General features: G+C 41.6%; 4 protein-coding genes. 3 read left to right on the top strand and 1 reads right to left on the bottom strand.

The window, feature by feature from the left end; all coding sequences use genetic code 11:
• The first annotated feature begins 54 nt into the window (after window positions 1-54).
• Window positions 55-648 carry a Maf family protein gene (locus tag I8752_RS21225; protein ID WP_214434270.1) on the top strand — a complete coding sequence of 198 codons (594 nt, stop codon included), beginning with the start codon at window positions 55-57 and terminating at the stop codon, window positions 646-648.
• 1 nt (window position 649) lies between these two features.
• Here I8752_RS21225 and I8752_RS21220 read toward each other — a convergent pair whose 3' ends face one another.
• Window positions 650-1,231 carry a bifunctional diaminohydroxyphosphoribosylaminopyrimidine deaminase/5-amino-6-(5-phosphoribosylamino)uracil reductase RibD gene (locus tag I8752_RS21220; RefSeq protein WP_225895812.1) on the bottom strand — a complete coding sequence of 194 codons (582 nt, stop codon included), beginning with the start codon at window positions 1,229-1,231 and terminating at the stop codon, window positions 650-652.
• Window positions 1,232-1,548: 317 nt separating this feature from the next.
• On the opposite strand from I8752_RS21220, the gene I8752_RS21215 reads away from it, so the two are divergent.
• Entirely contained in the window at window positions 1,549-2,301 is a 753-nt protein-coding gene (locus I8752_RS21215) for a PEP-CTERM sorting domain-containing protein (RefSeq protein WP_225895811.1), read from the top strand.
• 561 nt (window positions 2,302-2,862) lie between these two features.
• Complete coding sequence (locus I8752_RS21210; protein ID WP_214434267.1) at window positions 2,863-3,342, top strand: YbjN domain-containing protein; 480 nt, start codon at window positions 2,863-2,865, stop codon at window positions 3,340-3,342.
• The last annotated feature ends 208 nt before the right edge of the window (window positions 3,343-3,550 follow it).

The raw sequence follows: 3,550 nt of genomic DNA, 5'->3' as shown, positions 1-3,550 counted from the left end.
ACCTCCCCTACTCCCCCTGCTTCCCCAGCTCCCCCCGCTCCTCCTAAATTCCTTATGGGCATTCCAACTTTTGTACTTGCCTCTGCTTCCCCTGCGCGGCTTCGCTTGCTGCAAACTGTTGGTATTCAACCGATAGTTAAACCGAGTGATTTTAATGAGTCGCAAATTCAACTGAGCGAGCCGGCACAGTTGGTACAAACTCTTGCCCAACGAAAAGCAGAAACTATTACCCCGCAGTTTGAATCAGCTTTGATTATGGGTTGTGATTCTGTGTTGGCGCTCAACGGCGAGATTCATGGTAAGCCAGCGGATGCCTCGGAAGCGATCGCTCGCTGGCAAGTGATGCAAGGTAACTTTGGCGACCTGTACACAGGACATGTTTTAATCGATACTTCTCAAAATCGCACTTTAGTCAAGTGCCAGGTAACAAGAGTTTACTTTGCTCAAATGAGCGATCGCGCAATTCAAGCCTATGTAGCCACAGGCGAACCTCTCAAGTGTGCTGGGGCTTTTGCTATTGAAGGTTTTGGTAGTTTATTCGTAGAAAAAATTGCAGGTTGTCACACCAACGTGATTGGACTCAGTTTACCCCTACTGCGGCAAATGCTAGCGGAACTGAGTTACGATGTCACTGATTTCTGGCGATAGTTCAGTTGTGAGATAGATGGAGCAGGTAGGGACTGAGGTCTTGCTTTGCTTCTTCAGACATCAACCCTACCATCACAGGTATTCCTGCTGCTTTTAATATATCTATACCCTTGCCCAAGTTTCGCGGATCGGAGTCTAGTAGTGCTACGTATACAGCTCCAATTTTCCTCTCAACCAACGTCAGGGCACACGAAGGAGTCCTACCGTGAAACGAGCAAGGTTCGAGAGTGACAAAAGCTGTAACATCAGACAGTTCACCTTCTACCTGACTCAAGGCCATGGCTTCTGCATGGTGCTTTCCAGGAGCGTTAGTATATCCACGACTAATTATGCTATCGGCGCGCACCAAGACACAGCCGACAGGAGGATTCGGCAAGCATTCGGGTAATGCTTTTCGACCTTCTATGAGAGCCTGTTCCATAAAGTGTTTCAATGATTCGTGCAACATCAGTTGTAGTTGGGTAAGATGCTTCGTGGGATAGTGGGCTAAAACTTGACTTAAATTGCGATCGCTACTGTCAATATCAAACTTAACCTCAGTTAAAAAGGGACGAACTGATTGTTGGTGCGTAACTTGTGCCAAATACAAGGTAGCAAAGTGGTACTGACAATTATTTATTATCCACTGACGAAATAATCATTGCTTCCTGAAAAATATCTTATGCTGTGTGGCAAAAAAACTCGCCTGTAGAAAAAGATTAAAAAAGTGATGCTAAAAGCTTTTTTCTCTTCTGCCTTCTGTCATGTACTAGTGTGCCAGTTGTAAGTGTGTAATGTGGGTTATTGTCTCTTGTAAGTGTTTATGGGAATCTATCGAAGTAATAAATAAATGATGCCGTAAATCTTGTAAGTCTCATACAGAACGTACTCCGTTCTGCGGCATTTTCTTAGGAGAATAAAATGAAGATGCGTGCTTCTACATCTAGATTCCTAGATGCAATTTTTGCTGCTTTTTTTGCCATTCCATTATCTGTTACTGGAATATTATCTTTTGCTAATTCTGCTCAAGCGGCCTCTTTTACTGGCGAATTTCAACTAAATGGCGGTTTTACTTCTTCGCCACCTACAGAAGAAACTAGCCTAGTTGAATTATCAGCAAAATCTTTAATTTTCTCTCCTCAACCAGTAACACCAGTTGCGCTTTCCGCTCAGACAGGAAGTTTTACATCTTTCAACTCAGCTAACATAGGTAATGTTATTAGTTTTTCTCCTTTATCTGCTGATAATCCCTTTATAGACTTTGGTAAAACTCTTTTACCTGGGATAATTCAGTCTTCATCTGATACCGCTTCCCTGACAGATAAAATCAATACCTTTAGTTTGAAGTCTGCAAATTACGCCCTAAAACAAAGTGGTGCAAATGTGGCTATAGACGTTGCACTTTATGGATTATTTCAAAGTGCAGATGGAACTAAATCTCAAGGAGCAGGCAACTTATCTTTCCAAGTTAACGATGTCAAAGTTGCTAATGTCCAATCAATTTTGAATAGTGGTGGTTCAGTTAAGAATTTAGCTTTTGCCGGTGCTTTATTTACTACTACTTCTGTTCCCGAACCAACTACAATTCTAGGTCTAGGAATACTCGGTGCAGCAATAGCTATATCTCGCCGTCAAAAGAATCAAGACGATTCAATAGATATCACTAAACTATAAATGCAGATATACTATTAGAGGTAATTTATAAAGTAAATAAAGTATGAGGAGGCAAATGTTGTGCGGATATTCCTCCTGCTTTACTGCCTTTGTATTATGGCTATATTAAGATTTACTTTATAAATCATCTCTTAAGCAAATATTCAGCTAAAAGTTCTATATTTTTTTAAAAAATCAGATTATTATATACTGAAGCTGTGTTTAATAAATTAAGTATTCATTGTTTTGTATCATTTTAAACAGAATTGAGATAACTTATACTGTTCTCTAAAATTAGGCTATAGATGTAAGCCTGGAAGCTCACATAAAAATCTGAGTAAAAGCATAAGGTCTTATGCCTCGCTCCTTGATTACGAATTATTCTCCGTGTGACGCTGATTTATCACTAACGCGATGAAGAGTGGGGGTTCGCCACCCCTAAGTATGTACTTTTGAGGCAACTTCCTCAAGAATTACAAATTTTCCAACCAGACTATCACTTCAGAAAGCTCAAATAAACCTTACCCACAAGCTATAAAGTATGTGTAGATGAAACAGCAAGCATATTGAGACAAAATTTGTATGACAAACTACCAAGAAACCCTAAGTGATAGCGAATTCGTCAATGAGTTAATTGCAGAGACGACCAGTATAAATCATGTGGAAGTCATCGAAAATGTCATTGACACCTTAGAACAAGACGACAGCGCTATGGTTAGCCACACCCCAGAAGGTAGTTATCTGTGGAAGTTTAAGTACGGTAGTGTAGAAGTGTTCGTCCGACTCAGTGGTAAAAGCGACGAAGACACCATAACAGTTTGGTCGGCGGTATTAAAGTTACCAGCCAAAGATGAACCTAAGTTAATGCGACACCTTTTAGAGTTAAACTGCTCTAGCACCTTTGAAGCCCGCTTTGGTATTATTGAAAACCAAGTGGTTGTGATTTCGACACGCACCTTAGCAGAATTGTCTCCAGGCGAAGTCTCACGGCTGATAACTATTGTGGCAACGATCGCCGATGACAACGATGAAGCTTTACAATCTGAGTTTGGTGCAGCTTAATTAATTTAGTGCTGAGTCAGAGACGCGATTATACTCTTACGAGAAGCCCTTCGGGTGACGCTCCTACGTCGCTAACGCTGCGCTAACAGCAGTTCCTCTACTTGGGGAGACCCCAAGACCGGACTGCCTCACCGCTCTTACGAGCGTCTACGCGTCTGTACAATAGTTCAGTTGTAATTATTCTCCCCCTGCTCCCCCTGCTCCCCCT

This window comes from Dendronalium phyllosphericum CENA369 (genome assembly GCF_016056275.1).
GTDB lineage: Bacteria > Cyanobacteriota > Cyanobacteriia > Cyanobacteriales > Nostocaceae > Dendronalium > Dendronalium phyllosphericum.
The sequence above is the reverse complement of the archived record's forward strand: the minus strand, read 5'-3'. Positions and strand labels throughout refer to the sequence as shown.

What these genes read in the sequence shown, in the direction of transcription:
- I8752_RS21225 (WP_214434270.1), top strand. Translation starts at nt 55, where the DNA reads ATGGGCATTCCAACTTTTGTACTTGCCTCTGCTTCCCCTGCGCGGCTT.
- I8752_RS21215 (WP_225895811.1), top strand. Translation starts at nt 1,549, where the DNA reads ATGAAGATGCGTGCTTCTACATCTAGATTCCTAGATGCAATTTTTGCT.
- I8752_RS21210 (WP_214434267.1), top strand. Translation starts at nt 2,863, where the DNA reads ATGACAAACTACCAAGAAACCCTAAGTGATAGCGAATTCGTCAATGAG.